Origin of the sequence: Rothia sp. HMSC064D08, assembly GCF_001809525.1 — a bacterium.
In the GTDB taxonomy this organism is placed as follows: domain Bacteria; phylum Actinomycetota; class Actinomycetes; order Actinomycetales; family Micrococcaceae; genus Rothia; species Rothia dentocariosa.
The window spans coordinates 641,716-659,796 of record NZ_KV797900.1; the positions used below are offsets into that span (position 1 = coordinate 641,716).

Below are 18,081 nucleotides of genomic sequence, written 5' to 3' on the forward strand. Positions count from 1 at the left end.
TATCTGCGCAGCAGTGTTACTTTCCCTGTGAACTATTGGGGTTCCTGCACAGCAACGTATAACTATTTCGCGGGTCCCCTATATCTATCTTGCCAGGGCGTCTTCTATGTAGAGCTACACTTGAGAAGCTAGTGCTATTTCAACGTTGAAGGGGCATTTTATGTCTTTCACTTTTTCGCGCCGAATCCTCCTGCGCATCACCGCCCTCGGTACTGTTGGACTGGGCGGAATCACCGTACTCTCTGCGTGTGGCAATACGTCGCAAAACAGCGCCGAAAGATCGAGCTATAAGGGCGAGGCTAAGCTTGATAGCTACGATACATCTGCCGGAACTTATGAATTAGCGTCACGCGAGCATCCGGCACGGAACGTACCCAAACCTGTCAAGCCTAATAATATGAATGACAACTCAGTAGCGGGCCTTTACTCGACTATCGCGTTCTTTGCGGCTGCACTGCAATACCGGCTTATTACGGGCGATGCCCAGTACCTCAAAGAGGTCAAGCTAGAACATACTGTAGATTCCATCGAAGAGATCACCAATGGTTCTACCTGGCTCTCCAATCCCACGGTTACGATTGAGCTCACTACCGATCAACCGGAGCAAAAGGACAACGAATACTTTTGGTCTGCAAAGCTCACACTCACCAAGGGCGACTGGGCGGTCGCTCAACACAGAGCAATCAACGTTCCAGAAAATGAGCAAAAAGTTACAAGTGAAGGAAAAATCAAGGCAAAATACACCGATGGCGCATGGGCTATTCGGGACATTGCTGACTAGTCTTCACCGGATTCTCTAGAGAAAAATACGGGACTTCTAAGTCTGCGCTGGGCATGGCAATAAGCCTTTGCCCGGGCGTTTTAAGTGCGTATGAGACCCATACCCTCTCCATGCCAGGTATTACCTTATACGGTAACGTTACTCACCTTTGGTTAGGGTTAGGTCACATTCCTCGGTACAATCAAGTATCTCGTTTTGTTTTACGTTTAGACTTATACGGGATTAATGCATTCACACGAAAGGTATAACGATGTCTTCGGCTCTGAATCGTCGTGCAGCATTGGGGATTCTCAGTATGGGAAGTGTCGCGTTCTTAGCGGCGTGCGGCAGCGATAAGAAAGAAGAATCTAATTCTTCAGCCTCCGCAAGCACTTCTCAGACGAAGAGCTCCAGCGCTTCCTCTTCAGCTTCTGCTACCCCCTCAGCTTCCGAATCACCTACCCCCACCCCGACTCCTACGGAACTCGTCAACGACGGTAAAGACTACTCCGGAGTCGCTAAGTTAGAGCAGTACGAAACCCCCGGAGAGTACCAGCCCGCTACGGCGGAATCTCCCGCGCAGAACGTACCCACCCCCGTTATTCCCGAAGCAATGCACCAGAACACCGTTGCGGGCTTTGCCTCTGCGCTTGCATATTTTGGTGCTGCTGTCGATTACCTCCTGCAGACCGGCGATATGAAGTATGTTCGGGAGGTCAGCACCGATGCTGATACTCTGAATGCACTCCAGAAATACGCCGATCGTACGATGAAGGGTATCGAAGAAAAGACATGGTACGAAAAGCCTTCGGCCACAATGGTTATTAGCAGCAAGCAGCCTACTATCGCGCAGGGTGCCTATAACTGGACCGTCGATTTCACCATTGATTTGGGCGAAAAACTCTTCAATAAGGGTAAAGAGCAAGATACCCCTTCTGATAAACGCTACGTACGTATGCAGGGCGAGGCTGTAGGCCGCTACATCAATAACGTGTGGGATCTACACATGGATATCGACTAATAGGTATCGTTCCGCAGCACAACACCGTATGCTCACAAACGTTGAGTATACGGTGTTTTTATATCTTCTCGATTATTTTTCAAATCTCTTTTCTGTACCGCATACCAAGATACGTGCGGCAGAAAAATATTTATGTGAGGCTCCCCCTACCCACCAAAGCAGCAGTCTTCGTACCGAAAAGACACCAATTAACAAGAGTCCAGCAGACGACACAACGCGGGTATCAGAATGTGTGCGACGACTCTCTCGACTCTTGTGCTTAACTCTAGTTCTACGAGCAGCTGGCAGTCAGTCACCTGCTCGTCAAAATGCTGTCTTTCCACGCTTGTATAAATGCGACTCGAACAAAAGCGTTTAGAGTGCGTGTTAACTTTGTGCGAAGTACATTAAAAGCTTGTACCAAATAATAAAGTTTAGGTAAGCTAAAACCATCACCAACCCATCCCATGAGAGAGGACTACTTCATCATGCCTGCTTCCGGGATATTTTCCCGCCGTAACACGCTCAGATTTACCAGTTTAGGAATACTGAGTCTCGCGGTTATTCCAATGCTCACCGCATGCGGCAAAGATTACCAAGGCGAAGTCAAACTTGATTCCTATGACGAATCTGCAGGTTCTTATGAGCCCGCAACAAAGGAGCATCCAGCGCAGAATGTTCCAAAACCCAAGAAGCCTCAAGACATCAACGATGATTCAACCGGCGGGCTATACTCAACCCTCGCTTTTGCCGCCGCTGCCATGCAATATGCACTGCGCACTGGAGATACGAGCTATCTTCAAGAGGTCAATATTCCTGAGAGAACCAAAGTATTCTTTATGTCTAACTCCCCTTTCCTCGGGGGTACTACGTGGACCGATAACCCCGTTGTAACCATCGCCCTCAAAGCTGGTTCTCCCACCAAAGATGGTGATACATATACCTGGCCGGGTCATTTCAAAGTCGATTTTGGCGCATGGACTGTTAAAGACGGTACGGCAACCGACACTCAAAACAACAGATTAAATTTAGATCAAGATATCGATATCAAAGCAAAGTACCAGAATAACGCTTGGACTATTCTTTCACTCGACCATTAGTACCGCTTAGAGCCTCGAGAAGGAACGCCGTGCCGTATAATTTTCCAATGGGAAATATATACGGCACGCGGACTATTAAGGGTGAAAAATTATTGCCTGCTACACCGCCGCCAGCGTTTTTATTCCCAACTCAGTAGCATATTACGAACTGTGACGGGTAAACTTACACCGCTACCCGCAGCGTAGTAAAGTTTCTCACGTACCCAAGGTTCCCCGGAAAATCAATCGGATTTTTCACCACACACTAAAGGATTAAATACTGTGGCAGAGATCGTAAACAGCATTGTTGATGCTATTGGTCAGACTCCCCTTGTTCGACTCAACCGCCTCGATGCTGGTTTGCCCGGCAACGTAGCCGTCAAGCTCGAATTCTACAACCCCGCAGGCTCTGTGAAAGACCGCATCGGCCGCGCCATCATTGATGCCGCTGAAGAAGCCGGAGCTCTCAAGCCCGGCGGTACCATTGTCGAAGGGACTTCTGGAAACACCGGTATTGCCCTTGCAATGGTTGGTGCAGCGCGTGGATACAACGTTATTTTGACAATGCCCGAGACCATGTCGGCTGAACGTCGAGTACTGCTTCGCGCTTACGGTGCGCAAATTGTTCTCACTCCCGGCACCGACGGCATGCGCGGCGCTGTTGAGAAGGCACAGGAAATCGTTGCCACCACGGACAACGCAATTCTCGCATCGCAGTTCTCCAATGAGGCAAACCCTGCTATTCACTACAAGACCACCGGCCCTGAAATTTGGGATGCGACTGACGGCAAGATTGATATTTTCGTATCGGGTATCGGTACCGGCGGTACTATCTCCGGTGCAGGCAAGTACTTGAAGGAGAAGAACCCTAACCTGCAGATTGTTGCCGTTGAACCTCAGGATTCACCGCTCCTGTCTGAAGGCCGCGTTGGCCCGCACAAGATTCAAGGCTTGGGCGCTAACTTCGTGCCGGATACCCTCGACCGCGAAATCTACGATTCGGTCATCGCAGTATCTGGTGAGGAAGCAATCCGCACTTCCCGCGCACTAGCAACCCAGGAGGGTATCCTGGGTGGTATTTCTTCCGGCGCAGCCGTCTATGCAGCATTGGAAGAAGCTAAGAAGTCCGAAAATAAGGATAAGCTGATCGTTGCAGTTGTTCCCGACTTCGGTGAACGCTATATCTCTACGGTACTCTACGAAGATATCCGTGGCTAACCTTCCTCAAGAAACAACGCCCCACGCTTCCGTTCGCTACGGTGCTGTGGGGCGTTTCTCTGCTCTGAGAAGAATAGGGAATTTCAGCATTCTTTTCTAGTTGTACGCAATAAAGGGTCAACATCAATATTGTGCGGCGCAGGCGCGCCTAATATGAAAACTGGCTTCGATGTTGGTACCTTGGGGAAGTATCTACGGTAACAGAAAGAAGATTATGGGATTTTTTGCCCGTCTGCGCGAAGACATTGAAAATGTTCGAGAGCATGATCCAGCAGCGCGTGGGGCTGGCGAAATCATGCTTAACTATTCGGGCATGCATGCGATATGGGCTCACCGGCTTACACACAAACTTTGGCAAAAGGACGGCACGAAATCTCTAGCTCGTACCCTCTCGCAGCTCACCCGTTTTTTGACCGGTGTCGAGATCCATCCGGGGGCTGTCATTGGGCGGCGTTTTTTTATCGATCATGGCATGGGAATTGTTATTGGTGAGACCGCCGAAATAGGCGACGATGTGATGCTCTATCACGGCGTTACTCTCGGTGGCCGTTCGCTTGAAAAAGTTAAGCGCCATCCTACGATTGAAGATAGAGTAACAATCGGTGCTGGTGCTAAGGTTTTGGGGCCAGTAGTTATTGGGGCAGATAGCGCTATCGGAGCAAATGCCGTGGTGGTAAACGATCATCCGCGTGATTCCATAATTACGGGTATCCCTGCGAAACATCGTCTGCGTACACCCGAGAAGAAGAAACCTCTGGTCGATGCTGTGGAATATATCGACCCGGCAATGTGGATCTAATCTTGAGTGGTGCTCTCTATGAGGTTTGTGGTGTTTTATCTATGACGGCATCTCGCCGCAAACCTCAATAGTGCAACTACTACGATATAAGGTTTCTGTACCCTGAATAAGGTATTAAATCCATTTTTTAGGGAAGATAATCCAGTGTCACCTTCCATGTGGTGCTTTAAATTTTCTTAGACAGACGGAGGAGTATCGCTGATTGCCAACATGTTTGTGAGGCTATCACTCTGACCAGTCGCTGAACCACCTGCATTGATATAAAAAATAAAAAGGGGTGTGGCTGCTTTCTCACGAAGCGGCCACACCCCTTTTATTGATGCTGTTCTTAAGATCCAGGTTCTAGTGAACGTGGATATCTGCAGCGTTTACTTCTGAACGGTCACCGCTCCACATAGTGTGAAATGCGCCTTCTGCGTCCACACGTCCATAGGTGTGCGCTCCAAAGAAGTCACGCTGTCCCTGTATAAGGGCTGCGGGCAGACGGTCGCGGCGCAGTCCGTCATAGTAAGAGAGCGCCGAGGAGAAGACCGGAACCGGCACACCCAACGCGGTAGCCTTTGCAACCACACGGCGCCAAGAAGGAACAAGCTCTTCCATCAGATTCTTGAAGGCGGGTGCGAGAAGCATATTGGCCGGTACCTCGCCCGCATAAGCCGCCATAATATCGCCCAGAAGCTCCGCGCGAATAATGCATCCGGCACGCCAAAGCGATGCGATAGTGTCAAGGTGCAGTTCCCAGCCGTATTCCTGCCCGGCACGAGCGATCATATCCATACCCTGTGCATACGCCACCAGTTTGGAGGCAAAGAGCGCACGGCGCACGTCTTCGACAAATTCGGGATCGCCTGCACCGACTCCGGTGGTCGCAATGAGACCAGCAGGAAGTTCCTGCTGAGCCTGTGCACGCGCCTTAACATCTGAAGAAGACAGGGCACGAGCGAAGACAGATTCAGCGATAGCGGATACTGGAGCTCCCAAGTCAAGAGCGGCCTGAACGGTCCAACGACCGGTACCCTTCTGACCGGCCTGGTCAAGAATAACGTCTACCAACGGTTTACCGGTCTTCGCATCAACCTGTGCCAAGACTTCCGAGGTAATCTCAATCAGATACGAGCTGAGGTCGGTCTCATTCCATTTCTTGAAGATTTCAGCCTGCTCGGCGGGTTCAATACCTGCAACAGAACGTAGAATATCGTAGGCTTCACCAATAACCTGCATATCGGCGTACTCAATTCCGTTATGCACCATTTTGACGAAATGTCCTGCGCCATCGGTAGAGATCCAGGCACAGCAGGGAGAACCATCCTGCGGCGCTTTTGCTGAAATTTTCTCTAACATAGGACCTACATGCTTGTAGGATTCAGCCGAACCGCCCGGCATAATCGAGGGTCCCCAGAGGGCACCTTCTTCGCCGCCAGAAACGCCGACGCCCACAAAGTGCATACCTTTTTCTGCAAGAGATCGTTCACGGCGAATAGTATCGGGGAAATGAGAGTTACCGCCGTCAATAATAATGTCCCCTTCATCAAGAAGAGGGGTTAACTGCTCAATAACAGCGTCTACAGGGGCACCCGCCTTCACCATAATCAGGATACGGCGGGGAGATTCGAGCGAGTCCACCAAACCTTGAAGCGACTCGGTACGGATGAAGTCACCGTCTGCGCCGTGCTCAGAGAGCAAGGCATCGGTCTTCTCAACAGAACGGTTATGCAGTGCTACGGTGTACCCGTTACGTGCTAGGTTACGTGCTAGGTTAGCGCCCATGACGGCAAGCCCGGTAACACCAATCTGTGCCTTCTTGTTTTCAGTCATGTATACAAGAATACGCTGTTTTACGTTTTATCCGCGTGTATCCAAGGAATTAAGCGTTTGGATTAGACAGGAATAACATTCGGCAGTCTTTGAATGATTATTGTGAGCACTCCACGATATACCCATAATGCGCGGAGAGAGTGGATATAAAGGAAAATCCCGTACCGCCTGTTACGGTACGGGATTTATATGTGGGTCCTACCGGGATCGAACCGATGACATCCACGGTGTAAACGTGGCGCTCTACCAGCTGAGCTAAAGACCCAATTTTCGCCATAAAAACCTTTGTTTTCCTGCGAACAAGGTAATACTATACGGGGTTTCTCATGTACTCGCAACTGAGATGTGCATGTTATATGTCACATCAGAATTAGATAGTGGTTACTACGCCCTCAAAGTCTTCACCCCATGACTATACCCCTCATAAAACCACATAAACACAGATAACAACATGCCTCAAGGTGTCAAATTTTAAGGGGGAAAGCCCCTATATCGGGAAATTTGCACATTTTAGGCAAAAATTCTTACCGCGGAATATCGCACCAACCTGCCTACTTTCATTCATAACCCAAAGCCTCCAACGAAAAAACCTCAAAAACAGTCATCGGAGATCAAAATAAGGTCTAAGATAGTAGAGAAAGAAGTATGCTCCTAGAACACTGTGCGCATGCTTACCGAAGGGTGCCTCGCACCAGCGCCACAAGCGCCTTCACAATTGGATAAGAAGAGAGGTTGGATTAGTTTGGCTAACGTACCGAACGAACACTCCCTGAGTACTCTACTTGACGGCCTCAAGGACGTCGACGTTGAGGAGACCCAGGAGTGGACCGAGTCCCTTGAGGACCTCATCAAAACTCACGGCACCGAACGTGCCGAGTACATCCTGCGATCCCTAATTCAGGAAGCAGGCAAGAAAGGCGTTGAGGTACCGGTTCTAACCAAGACCGACTACATTAACACCATTGCAGTCGACCAGCAGCCTGAATACCCCGGCGATGCTGATCTTGAAGAACAATACCGTAACTGGATTCGCTGGAACGCTGCCATTATGGTGCAGCGCGCACAGAAACAGGGCATCGGTGTTGGTGGACACATCTCCACCTATGCAGGTATCGCTGATCTTTATGAAGTTGGGTTCAACAACTTCTTCCGCGGGCGCAATCACCCCGGCGGTGGTGACCAGGTATTCTTCCAGGGCCACGCCTCTCCCGGTAACTATGCGCGTGCTTTCGTTGAGGGCCGCCTCAACGAAGAAGACATGGATGGCTTCCGTCAGGAGAAGACCAAGGGCGAGCACGGCATTCCCTCTTACCCGCACCCCCGGTGCATGCCTGAGTTCTGGCAGTTCCCCACAGTATCGATGGGTCTAGGCCCCCTCAATGCTATTCACCAGGCTTCCTTTAACCGCTACTTGCAGAACCGCGGTATCAAGGACACCTCACAGCAACACGTCTGGGCATTCCTCGGCGATGGCGAGATGGATGAGCCCGAGTCACGCGGTGCACTGCAGCTCGCGGCTAACGAAAAACTCGACAACCTGACCTTTGTAGTGAACTGCAACCTGCAGCGTCTCGACGGTCCCGTGCGTGGTAATGGCAAGATCATCCAGGAGCTCGAAGGATTCTTCCGCGGCGCTGGTTGGCATGTCATCAAGGTTGTCTGGGGCTCCGAGATGGACGAGCTTCTCGCTAAGGACAAGAGCGGTAAGCTCACCCAACTGCTGAACGAAACCTTGGACGGCGACTACCAGAACTTCCGCGGCGAAGACGGCGGTTACATCCGTGAGCACTTCTACGGCAAGTACCCCGAAACCAAGGAACTTGTTGCAGACCTGACCGATGACGAAATCTGGGCTATTCGCCGCGGCGGTCACGACTACAAGAAGATCTACGCTGCATACAAAGAAGCGCTGGAGACTAAGGGACGTCCAACCGTTATCCTGGCACAGTCCATTAAGGGTTACGCTCTTGGCCCCTACTTCGAGTCCCGTAACTCGACCCACCAGATCAAGAAGTTCACCATGGAAGCGCTCAAGGGCTTCCGTGACCATCTGAACATCCCGATCTCTGATGAAGAGCTGGAGAAGGACCTCTACAACCCACCGTACTACCGTCCCGGTCAGGACAACCCGGCAATTCAGTACATGCTCAAGCGCCGCGAAGAGCTCGGTGGCTTCCTCCCCGGTCGCCCCAATACTCAGCCTGAGATTCAACTGCCGGACGACAAGGTCTACGCGGGTACCAAGAAGGGGTCAGGCAAGCAGCTTGCCGCATCCACAATGGCATTCGTGCGTCTCATGAAGGACCTGATGCGCGTCAAGGGCTTCGGCCACCGTATTGTGCCTATTACTCCCGATGAGGCACGTACCTTCGGTATGGACGCATTCTTCCCCTCAGCTAAGCTGTACAACCCGAACGGACAGAACTACGTTCCTGTTGACCACGAGCTTATGCTCTCCTACACGGAGTCGCCTCTGGGTCAGATTTTGCACGTGGGTATTAACGAGGCTGGAGCGACCGCAGCATTTATCGCGACCGGTACCTCCTTCGATACACACGGTGAGCCGATGATCCCGATTTACATCTTCTACTCGATGTTCGGCTTCCAGCGCACCGGCGACGCTTTCTGGGCTGCTGCCGACCAGTTGGCACGAGGCTTTATTATCGGCGCTACTGCGGGTCGTACCACGCTTTCCGGCGAGGGTCTGCAGCATATGGATGGCCACTCCCCCATCCTGGCAAGCACCAACCCTGCCGTGAAGCACTACGACCCTGCATACGGCTACGAGATCGGACACATCGTCAAGCGTGGTCTTGAGCAGATGTACGGCAACCTCGATGAAGATCACGATGTCATGTACTACCTGACCGTGTACAACGAGCCGATCCACCAGCCTGCAGAACCCGAGAACCTGGATGTTGATGGTCTGCTCAAGGGCATCTACAAGCTCAAGGATTCTGAGCTTACCTCCGGACCCAAGACTCAGCTGCTCGCCTCCGGTGTTGCTGTACCGTGGGCTTTGGAAGCTCAGAAGCTCTTGGCTGAGGACTGGGGCGTTTCGGCTGATGTATGGTCGGTAACCTCGTGGAACGAGCTGCGCCGCGAAGGTCTTGCCGCCGAAGAAGAAACCTTACTCAACCCCGATAAGCCTGCACGTGTACCCTACGTGACTCAGAAGCTTGCCGGTGCTGAAGGTCCTATTGTGGCGACCTCCGATTACATGTCGGCTATGCCTGACCAGATTCGCCAGTTCCTCCCGAACGATTTTGCAACTCTGGGAGCCGATGGCTTCGGTTTCGCGGATACCCGCCCCGGTGCACGTCGCTTCTTCCACATTGATGCTCAGTCAATGGTAGTTCGTGCCCTGCAGATGTTGGCAAAGGACGGTAAGGTGCCCGCCGATGCGGCTGCCAAGGCGTTTGCCAAGTACGATCTGAATAACGTTAACGCAATTCAGGCAACACATATCGATGACTAGTTCCATTGTGTTCTAGCCAGGCTTTCAGCGGAAAGCCAAATTAACTGCTTCCCTCGCTCTTGTACGGTGCAAGAGCGAGGGAACTTTTTACCCTTGAAAACCGTCCAGTACAACTTCCGAGGGGCTTCTATCACAGGTGGAGCTTTATCAAATAAATATGTTTTGATGATATTTTTTACTCCATGTCTCGGTATATAATTGGAAGGTCAGAATCACCACAATCACCAAGGGACTTCAGTGTCTAACAACCTCCAGGCAAACTTTAAAAGTATAGACGCGGAGATTACATCGTCGTGGGCTTTTGGAGAAAGTATCCACGATTCCGAATTTGTATCTTTTTATACTTTTGTCGAGAAAATTAAATCCGCGCAACAAAAGAATACTCAAATACTACCGAGTAAACCTTTTAATGGTAGCGTGCAGGTATATTACTCCTTTAAATACAATGACACTATCGTTCAAACAGAACATGCTTTCTACGAGAATATTTGGCAAGGTTTTCGGGAAACTCTGCGCATGATCCTTGACGGCCATGACAACCTGCTTCCGGGTGGCATGAACCGTATTATCGATCGTCAAATTAAAGCTGCCGAGAATCAAAATCCTAATATTTCTGCACTCCAGCTTGTGGAGTGCATTCCTCTTTTTAATACCGCAGTACAGGAAGCCCATAAACGTTCACAAGATACCGTAAAAAAGTTTTCCATATACCGCGATATTCGTATTTGCATCTATTTTGGAAATTCTGCCGGAATGCCATATTCCCGAGTTCCTGTAAAACTTCAGGATCTCATTTCGCAGCATATTAAACCTTTAATCGAAAAACCGCCTACTCAACGAAAAAAACCCACGCCTAAAGATTTTGAGAATACCCTCAATGCTGTTGAAGAAGAAAGCGGCAGGTTTTATCCCACCGGGCCTGTTGCAAAATCTCTTTTTAAAAATAAATGTGTCGTTCTTGAGGGAGTCGCGGGCTGTGGAAAGTCTTACCAGATCAATACTCTCTCACGCGAGGATACTGGGTACGGCAAGGCCAACATTACAACGGTAGTCTTCCACCCGTCTACGAGTTACGAAGAGTTCGTGAGCGGTCTGCGTCCAAACTTTTCACGCCAAGAAGATGAGCCTGAATTTGTGTCGCACGAAGGTGTATTTCTTCAAGCCTGCCGAAAAGCTGTTGAGAACCCCACGACACCACATCTGCTTTTCATTGACGAGATTAACCGTGCCAATACCTCTCGTGTTTTCGGCGACCTTATGCTCGTTATTGAAACGTCAAAGCGTGTTTCCGTAAAAAAACTTCAGGATCATCGTGAAAAACTTTACGGTTCAGTATTTGCGGCTGATGCGGATATTCCCCAGGGTTTCACCTATGCGACTTTGCAAACTCCGCTTTATTATCAGGGTAAAATATATAACCGTTTAGTAGTTCCAGATAACCTGCACATTCTGGGAACTATGAATTCTACCGACCGCTCTGTGGGTACCATTGATTTGGCTTTGCGCCGTCGCTTTATCTGGATGGAAATGAATCCTCACAATGAAACAGATTTGCGTACAGAGCTTGAAGCTGAACGAGGTGCTATTTCTGAAGAATTAGACATCGTTATAGAACGGTATGCGGATATTAACGCCATTCTTGAATCCGAGGTTGGCCCGGATGCACGTCTAGGACATTCCTATTTCTTCTCTCGAAATTCCACTCCCGAAGACATTGCACGGGCTTTGTTAACCCAGCTTGCGGAAATTGCAGCGACTTTCAATATCAGTTCCGGCATTCTCGAAAAGATCGGTTCTATCAATGGGCTATCCGTCAAGATGGTGGGCCAGCGACTCGGCAGCCGCCCACGCGTGGTTGGTTCATGGAGCGGTCCCGGTCTGCCTTCTGCTCCTAAGCCCGCAGGTCAAATTCCCTGGTTGGAAGTAACGAGTGGTGAGTGAAGTTCGCTACTTTCAAGCGAGCGCGCGCGGTAACGGTGTCGGCGTTACGATCCTAAAACACACGCATCCTCAGCCGGGTGCCGTGCATACTCTGGTTATCCATGTGTTGCCCAAGCTCTGGTGCAAACAATGGGTATCGGCTGAGCAGCCGGAGGTTATTGCGCCTTTTAATGTGAAAATCGCCCCTGAGGCAGGCGGACAGTTCGCCTCTGTGCAGGATCCTGAGTCTTCGCTTTACGAGCATAGCGATGACGGTACGTTATCTCTCTATGTCTATGAGACTGAGATTCTGGTGCTTCCGAAGCCTTGGGCTGGGTATTTAGAGACGGTTTCGGGCTCTGCCCTGCCGCCGCATGATGATGATAATGAGGGCGGTGCCTCAGATCCACTGTGGACAGCGCTGGAGTACCCTGAAAAGCCTGTCTATGCAGTGGCTGCTACGGTTTGTGGACGGGTTTTAGGGCCGGCTACGGCCCGTGAGAATATGGACTTTTCGGCAGGTGGTCAAGGTACTGGCTGGCAGAAGGTTTCTTTGCTATGGCGTATGCTGGCAGAGCATCATGAGGAACAGGCAATTATTCAGGGACATCGTGACATTACCCCGCAGGGTTCCGAACTTTTTCCGCATATTCCTTCGCTCAAAGAGGCTATGTACCGCGTTTTTGTTGATTCAAGCGGGCAGGCTTTGGCGCATCGTCGTCCGGTTTTTGAGCCTGAGGTGGATGAATTACTTTTTGTGCGTGGTCGTATGCTTCCACGCGAGCTTGTAAACCGGCGGATTAACCGACGTATTGGGGTTGTTTGCGAGTTCGATTCTCTGACGACGGATACGCATTTATGGCAAATGATCCGCGCCGGATTACAGCAGGTGGCAACTCATGCCGCCGATAATGAGGTCGTCGACGATGCTTTAGGGTACGAGTCTGTGTTGCGTGATGTGAGCACGCAGAATATTCGTAGTCTGCTGACCGAAACGCTCTCCCCTGCTTTTGCTATGCGATTGTCGGCACAAACTTTGCGCGCTTACCACTATGCGCAATCTATTTTGTCGCAACAATATGGCTTTGGTTTAAGCGATAGTCCGTATGAAGCGGGTGTGCTGGCAAATATTAAATTTGATACTTCGTCATTATGGCGAAAAATGTTGGTGCGGGCCCTCACGGATACCGGTTTAGAAGTGCGTGTGGAAAGCCCCGTTGGTATGCTTTATCACCGCAATGCTGAGGGTCGCCAGCAGGGTGCGGCCTTTGCGAAACCAGATATGATGCTGTATTCCCGAGGCATTCTGGTCGCAACCCTTGATGGCAGGTACACCACGTATTGTGAAGATTTAATGCAGCGATCCGAGCATGAACGGTACCGAATGCTGGCGGTCGCGTACCGCACGGGTGCGGACGGTTATACAGCATATCCGGTAGCCGGTAACGGAACTCTAGGCAGGATCCTGACGGTAGGCGAACCCGGGGCGTATCCTCAGGCACCTATGTCTGCGGAACATCATGTGACGACCTGCGGGGTGCGTTTCCCTCAACCCGAGGATGGACGCACTACCGCTGATGCCTCGCATTTGGCGAAGGTGCTTAGGAAGGTTCCTGCTGAGCCTTCATAGAGTGCAAAAGGCCCGCAGGCGTGACCTATGCCGAACTCCTAGCGTGGTGCTGTTGATGTCTCTGTTCTTCCCCCAATACCCATAGGGCGCTTTTAGAAGGCTTCTGCAATAATTTCAGGAATGCGCTCCGGGTTCACCAGATCGGGATGGGTACCGTTCTTCAACGTGACGGTACGGAACGAGCCCACATGAGGCTCCCAGCCGTGCGCATCCAGATAGGGTTGATCGTCATGGCTCACTCCAATCAATACGACTTTTCCGCCAAAGTTAAGGTGGTTCGAGCCGCGCATAAGGGCGGCAGAGGCACGCATAGATTCCAAACATACTTCTAGCTTGTCTTCGGGTAGATATCCCATAGCCGACCCGGCATCTCGCAGTCGTTCGAGCGTCTGTGGCAAGTCAAGAACGGTCTGCGCCGATACTTCGGGAAGACCGCCCATACGTAAGAGGGCACGAAAGCTCTCTTGCTCGTCCGGTTCAGGAATCCCCTGCCACTGTTCGACGGGGTATGCATCCAGAAGCGTAACCTGTTGTACATCGTAACCGGCAGTCTCGGCAAGCGCGGCTACCTCGACGGCGGCAGTACCGCCAACGGACCAGCCCATCAAGGAAAATTGTGATGGAAGCTGACGTTCCTCAAGGGTTTCACGAATACGCACAAGATACCCCTCGGCAAGTTCACGAAGGCTCTGGGCGTAGCCAGCATTTGGGTTCGTGAATGCCTCATGTTGCAGTGCGTAAACCGGCGGATACCCGGGTATGTGGGGCAGGTAGGCGGCATAGCACCATCCCAGGCCGCCGGCAGGCGGCAGGATAAAGAGCGGTACGGTATTTTTCGATGTTGCGGAGTCCGTCGAGTCCACCTCACGCAGAGGCAGAACCGGGGCGAACTCGATATCAGGAGAATCCTCGTTCAAGACCGCAGCGAGCCCCTTGACCGTAGGATTAGCGAAGAGGGCACCAATACTGAGCGTCTTTCCAAGGTTTTCTTCAATCTTGGCGATGACGGAGAGTGCCGCAAGGGAGTTACCACCCGCTGCGAAGAAGTCTTCGGTTACGCCGAATTGTGAGCGTCCCAGCACACCCGCGATAATCTCGCTAATTTGCTGTTCTAAAAGTCCATGGGGGCCGTCTGCGGTGTTGGTATCAAAGGTAAACTCGATCTGTGCCAGGTTTTTGCGATCTGTCTTGCCTGAGGGGCTAACCGGGAACTCAGCCATGGTGTGCCATAGGCGCGGTACCATATAGTCCGGCAAGGTGTTCTCACAATGTTGGCGAGCTTGAGCAACGATACGGTTGCGTTCTGTTTCAGAAACGTTACCTATCTCTAGGAACGCCGCGAGAGCAGGTTCGGGCATCTTCGTGTAGAGCAAAACGACGGCGCTATGGACTCCCTCAACGTGGGAGAGTGTAGTTTCGATATCGCCAAGCTCTAGACGTTGCCCATGTAATTTTACTTGGTGATCGGCACGACCACGGTAGAGGATGACTCCGCGAGGGTTTTTGGCCAAGGTGCCGGGTTCCTGGTTTGTGGCGGTGAGGTTCCACTCCGCAAGATCGCCAGTGCGGTAAAGCCGCTCCCCCGTAGCGTTGTCCAGGATAAAGCCTTGTGCAGTTGCCTCGGGATTGTTCTGATACCCCGCAGCAAGCTGTGCACCCGAAAGGTAGAGTTCCCCTACGAATCCAGGCGGTATCGGCTGTAAAGCCTGGTCGAGAATACGGGTTTGGGTGTTCCAAACGGGCTGGCCGATAGGAACAGTACTGCACTCTGGGTTTTGGGAGCTATCCCAGAAGGTAACATCGACGGCGGCTTCCGTAGGTCCATAAAGATTTAAAGGGTAAACACCCATAATATTATGCGCGCTGAGAATCTGATCCTTCTGAAGTGCCTCGCCCGAGCAGATAAGATAGCGCACATGGCGTTGCTGCTCACCCGATCCAAAACCTGCTTCGGCTAAAGTACGTTTTGCGGAAGGGGCCTCCAAGAAGGCGGTAAGCATCGTGGGTACGAAATGCAGACAGGTAACGTTCTGTTCGGCGATAACACGCGCCAGGTAGGCCGGATCCCGGTGCCCATCAGGAGCGGCAATAACGACGGCGGCCCCTTCCTGAAGCGGCCAATAAAGCTCCCACACATGAACATCAAACGATATAGGCGTTTTATGTAAGATGCGGTCCCCCGCACGGTCTTGTGTGGATGCGCCGACCGGAATCTGTGACTGCTGCCAACGTAACCGGTTATCAATGGAACGATGACTAATCGCAACACCTTTGGGTCGCCCTGTCGAACCCGAGGTAAACAAGATATACGCGGTATCATCCAGTGCTGTGCCGATACCCGGGAATGTTTTTGCCTCGGGAACATCTACAAGGTTTAGAGGTTCTCCGACAGGAGCAGTTAAGGAAGTAAATTCAAGTTGCTGCAGCCCGCGCGAGCTCCCTGTATTCGCTGGTTTTAGCTCCGCCTCTGCAATAGGGCTCAGCCCGGAACCATACACAAGCGCCGAACACTGCGCATCTTCTATCATGGAGCTCACACGTTCGGCGGGCAGATCCGGCAAAATCGGCACATAGACAAACCCTGCATAGAGCGCCGCATATAAGGCGATATATTGTTCAAGTCCTCGATGAAAACGTAGGCCTACAGCAGTTCCAGGGCACACGCCAGCTTCCAGCATCGCCTTTGCTAGGGCGCGGGCTCGCACATCCAGCTCGTGATACGTGAGCACCTGCGAAAACTCATAGGCCTGCGAAGATTGCGGGGACAGCGTACCGTCCTCATCTGGCACGCAGGCGTAGAGTGCGGGTTCGTTCGGGTAGCGTGTGAGCGCATCCTGAAAACGCTGAAGCAAAGTTTTATACTCTATCGGATGCGCGGTAGCGTTAAACGATTCCAGCAGCTCTACTTCATGCGATAACGCAGTCGTCAGGGTATCCATCGACCGCTCCTCAAGGGCAGCCTGAGCCCAAGATTCCAACCAATTTTGCAGGTGCCGGGCGTGAAATTCTACGCGCTCGCGGGTATAGAGGTTCGGGTTGGCATCGAACTCTACAGAAATTGTGTGACCGCGCCCGGGTATGCCTCGCAGGGTAATGGTCATATCCGCAACTGGTCCCGCAGATATGTTATGAATATATCCCACAGAAGCAGGCGTGTTTTCGGTAGGTGCACCTAGCGGTAAAGCGGCATCAAACGGTATAACATTGATCTGGGCGCCAAAGAGGCGGCTGTTATTGGACTGCGCTAAACGTTCTAGGTCTTCTTGTCGAGCAAGCGGATGTGAGGCGTTTCGTGCATACTGGTTCTTTACGCTATCGAGTGCCTGTGCAATACTTCCCATACCTGAAACCTGTACAGGAAGCACGTTCACGGCGGTGGTTCCAGTCTGAGCGCTGGTCTTGCCGAGAGCACGGGTTTCTGCGGGAACCTGGGCCCCAAATATACGGTTCATCTGGGGTATACCAAAAGCAGCGCTTCTATGCCCACCAATACGGGCCAGATAAGACCCTACGGCACCGGTTACAGTAACGGGCCAGGAGGTTCCGTACATTTTGCCAATTTCCAGCATATCTCGCTGTAATTTATCAGGCAGGGTCAGTACCTCACGCAAGGTTTGTGGTGCCGGTGATGCACTCCGTGCCGCCAGCGATGTATCAGGCTGGCTAAGTACTTCCGCTTGCTCAGAAGTCCACAGGGCCAGGTCCTCTTCTCGGGCATGTTCGGCTGCGTGGTCAGCCTGAAGAAGCTCCATTAGAGAGGCGCGTTTAACGGTAGGCAGAGGTTTTCCGGCGCTCAAAGCACGATAGATAGCTGCTACGCGAGACAGAGCGTTAAACACCGCAAAACCGTCTGCCACCACATGGCTAAAGCTGTGGTAAACCCAGAGTTTACCCCCGTAGTATGTGACAGCGGAGCGTACCGTAACACCCGCATCGGTGATCAGCGGTTCGCGAATCAGCTCGGATGCCCAATCACGTACCGTTGCCGGAACGGGATTCTGTTCTTCCGTTTCTTCCTGAGTCGGGAGGGAAATTACCGGAAGTACCTCAAGATTAGTCAAAAACTCATTAAGTGGCACGACTCGTTGCTCTGGACGCCCAGTCTGCACGCGCGTCTGCACCCGGAAACCTTCATTTTCACGATAGAGCTGAATAAAAGCCTCACGCAGGTAATCAAGATTTGTCTCGGGTGGGCATTCCATGATCTCCGCCGTGTTATAGCAGGGATTTTTGGGATCGATACTAGCGGCAAGATAAATACCTTGAGCGCTTTTGGTCAGGGGAATCCAGTCATGCTTGGACCCACTATGCTCGGTGATGCTCATAGTCCGGTCTATTCTTTCAGGCGGTGTCGTGTGCTGGTTGGGTGAGTATCGGCCTTA

10 protein-coding genes and 1 tRNA gene are annotated in these 18,081 nt (G+C 51.6%); 8 read left to right on the plus strand and 3 right to left on the minus strand.

Annotated elements, in window-relative coordinates; genetic code table 11:
- The first annotated feature begins 160 nt into the window (after positions 1-160).
- The 5 genes from HMPREF2625_RS09510 (at position 161) to epsC (ending at position 4,856) form a co-directional block, all read left to right on the plus strand.
- Positions 161-781, plus strand: coding sequence for a DUF6318 family protein (locus HMPREF2625_RS09510; protein WP_070524156.1), 621 nt, complete (start codon positions 161-163; stop codon positions 779-781).
- 250 nt (positions 782-1,031) lie between these two features.
- Positions 1,032-1,781: a DUF6318 family protein gene (locus HMPREF2625_RS09515; RefSeq protein WP_048751519.1), complete on the plus strand. Its 750-nt coding sequence runs from the start codon at positions 1,032-1,034 to the stop codon at positions 1,779-1,781.
- 467 nt (positions 1,782-2,248) lie between these two features.
- Positions 2,249-2,860 carry a DUF6318 family protein gene (locus HMPREF2625_RS09520; protein ID WP_246826776.1) on the plus strand — a complete coding sequence of 204 codons (612 nt, stop codon included), beginning with the start codon at positions 2,249-2,251 and terminating at the stop codon, positions 2,858-2,860.
- Between the two features lie 261 nt (positions 2,861-3,121).
- Positions 3,122-4,057: a cysteine synthase A gene (gene cysK, locus HMPREF2625_RS09525; protein ID WP_070524157.1), complete on the plus strand. Its 936-nt coding sequence runs from the start codon at positions 3,122-3,124 to the stop codon at positions 4,055-4,057.
- A 214-nt stretch (positions 4,058-4,271) separates the two neighbouring features.
- Complete coding sequence (epsC, locus tag HMPREF2625_RS09530; RefSeq protein ID WP_070448513.1) at positions 4,272-4,856, plus strand: serine O-acetyltransferase EpsC; 585 nt, start codon at positions 4,272-4,274, stop codon at positions 4,854-4,856.
- A gap of 342 nt (positions 4,857-5,198) precedes the next feature.
- Here epsC and gndA read toward each other — a convergent pair whose 3' ends face one another.
- Positions 5,199-6,671 (minus strand): NADP-dependent phosphogluconate dehydrogenase, encoded by a 1,473-nt coding sequence (gene gndA / locus HMPREF2625_RS09535; RefSeq protein WP_004004915.1) that lies wholly within the window; start codon positions 6,669-6,671, stop codon positions 5,199-5,201.
- A 192-nt stretch (positions 6,672-6,863) separates the two neighbouring features.
- Positions 6,864-6,936, minus strand: a tRNA-Val gene (locus tag HMPREF2625_RS09540).
- A gap of 477 nt (positions 6,937-7,413) precedes the next feature.
- Here HMPREF2625_RS09540 and aceE point away from each other — a divergent pair.
- The 3 genes from aceE to HMPREF2625_RS09555 all read left to right on the plus strand — a co-directional run bounded on the left by aceE (position 7,414) and on the right by HMPREF2625_RS09555 (position 13,699).
- A complete protein-coding gene (aceE, locus tag HMPREF2625_RS09545; protein WP_070524159.1) occupies positions 7,414-10,149 on the plus strand; it encodes a pyruvate dehydrogenase (acetyl-transferring), homodimeric type in 2,736 nt (911 codons plus the stop codon).
- A gap of 237 nt (positions 10,150-10,386) precedes the next feature.
- A complete protein-coding gene (locus HMPREF2625_RS09550) occupies positions 10,387-12,090 on the plus strand; it encodes an McrB family protein (protein ID WP_070524161.1) in 1,704 nt (567 codons plus the stop codon).
- Positions 12,083-13,699 (plus strand): McrC family protein, encoded by a 1,617-nt coding sequence (locus tag HMPREF2625_RS09555; protein ID WP_246826777.1) that lies wholly within the window; start codon positions 12,083-12,085, stop codon positions 13,697-13,699. Before HMPREF2625_RS09550 ends, HMPREF2625_RS09555 begins: the two co-directional genes overlap by 8 nt.
- Positions 13,700-13,791: 92 nt before the next feature.
- Here the strand turns inward: HMPREF2625_RS09555 and HMPREF2625_RS09560 are convergent, their stop codons facing one another.
- On the minus strand, positions 13,792-18,024 hold the full coding sequence (locus HMPREF2625_RS09560) for a non-ribosomal peptide synthetase (RefSeq protein WP_070524164.1): 4,233 nt from the start codon (positions 18,022-18,024) through the stop codon (positions 13,792-13,794).
- Positions 18,025-18,081: the final 57 nt, after the last annotated feature.